The 648-nt window shown below is 64.5% G+C and carries 1 protein-coding gene; it reads right to left on the bottom strand.

The window, feature by feature from the left end:
• A partial coding sequence (locus P7F60_RS30800; protein ID WP_277921240.1) for a TetR/AcrR family transcriptional regulator occupies positions 1–606 on the bottom strand: 606 nt, incomplete at its 3' end.
• Positions 607–648 lie beyond the last annotated feature (42 nt).

The raw sequence follows: 648 nt of genomic DNA, 5'->3' as shown, positions 1-648 counted from the left end.
GACGGCGTTGACCAGACGGATGCATCCGTCGAGGCCGTTGCGCATCGCGCCGTCGTCGTGGCGGCGCTCCCAGTCGAGCCAGAGGCCGTCGAGCGTCGCCATGATCGTGTCGGCGAGCAGCGTGACGTCCGCCGCGCGGCCCCGGCGCTCCGCGCGCACCTTTTCGAGGATCTCGATGAGGCTTGCCCGGTAACGCTCGTAGAGTTCGCGCTCGGTGAGCGCGATCTCCTCATGCGACAGGGCCGCCGACCACAGGTCGATGCGCACCCGCAGATAGTCGCGCTTGAGGAAGGCCGGGCTGAAGCCGGTGCCGAGAAAGGCTTTCAGCTGTTCGATCGGCGTTTTCGACGAACGGCTCAGATCCTGGAAGGTGGCGTCGAGGAGGATGCGCGAGGCATAGCGGTAGGTCTCGACCAGGACCTCGTTCATGTCCTTGAAGTGATAGGTGATATGGCCAAGGGAAATATGGGAATGTTCGGCGATCTTGCGGGCGGTGAGCCTGGCATAGCCGACCTCCTGCAGGCAGTGGAACGCCGCCTCGATGATCTCCGCGCGCCGATCCTGCGAGGAACGGAAGGTGCGGGGTTTCCTGGTGTTTTCCGTCACGCCGAATTCCCTTCGTCTGTCCGCCCCTATCTACAGGCCGCC

Source organism: Rhizobium sp. YJ-22, assembly GCF_029601685.1.
Classification (GTDB): Bacteria; Pseudomonadota; Alphaproteobacteria; order Rhizobiales; family Rhizobiaceae; genus Metarhizobium.
Note: the sequence above shows the minus strand (reverse complement) of the source record. Positions and strands in the feature narration are given on the sequence as shown.